Origin of the sequence: Mycobacterium sp. 1245801.1, from assembly GCF_001673055.1 — a bacterium.
Taxonomy (GTDB): domain Bacteria; phylum Actinomycetota; class Actinomycetes; order Mycobacteriales; family Mycobacteriaceae; genus Mycobacterium; species Mycobacterium europaeum_A.
Map to the genome: position 1 here is coordinate 1 of NZ_LZKY01000198.1, position 716 is coordinate 716.

The following is a 716-nucleotide window of genomic DNA, read 5'->3' on the forward strand; positions in this document are numbered from 1 at the left end:
GCCACCCTGCGCGGCGCATTGAACGAACTTTCTTGGGAAATCGCCCAATCCGTCGATCCCGTAACAGCGCGCCACCATGCGCGGCGCATTGGCTGAAATGTGTTTTACGATCGCAGAATCCGACGATCCCGTCACAGCTCGGCACGAAGCCCTGACTGTCATCGATAAGCTCTTATACAGTTTCCGCCCAACACCGCCCCCCACACCCGCTAATAAGCCGAAGCGCACACGGGCCGACAAAAGACGCGATGCAACCGACAATACCTCGAAGGGGCGGAAACCGGGCGAACGCGCGACGACGCCGCCCCGGCGCGTTAGCTTGAAACGCTTACGCGAGGCGACGAGCTAACCGGTCTGACCAAGCTGTCGATGCCCTAGTCGTGCTGGCTTTTCCGGCCTGTCGAGCGCAGGTCGTGGGGATCCGTTCCCTCACCGTTCACACGGGGTGTTTGCGGCGCGAAGTTTGGCTGGCTATTGCTGTGAAGAGCTGGCTCGGGTGGCCGCCGTCAGTTCGTGGGCTGCTGCAGGCGCGCCACGACCCGTCCGCGGCGGGTCACGTCGATGGTTTCGCCGGCCGCGACGCGGTCGATGTAGTTGCCGAGATCGATTCGCAATTGCCGGATGCCGATGCGATCGGGTATCGCGCCAGTGTGGGTCACCTGCGGCGACTCACAGGCCTTGCTCAGAAGGCAATCGATGATGGCTAGGGCATGGTG

1 protein-coding gene is annotated in these 716 nt (G+C 62.6%); it reads right to left on the reverse strand.

The genetic code is table 11. The annotated features are described in order from the left end of the window. Positions 1–506: 506 nt before the first annotated feature. Positions 507–716 (reverse strand): type II toxin-antitoxin system Phd/YefM family antitoxin (locus A5622_RS29665; RefSeq protein ID WP_197507997.1); only part of this gene is annotated, 210 nt, incomplete at its 5' end.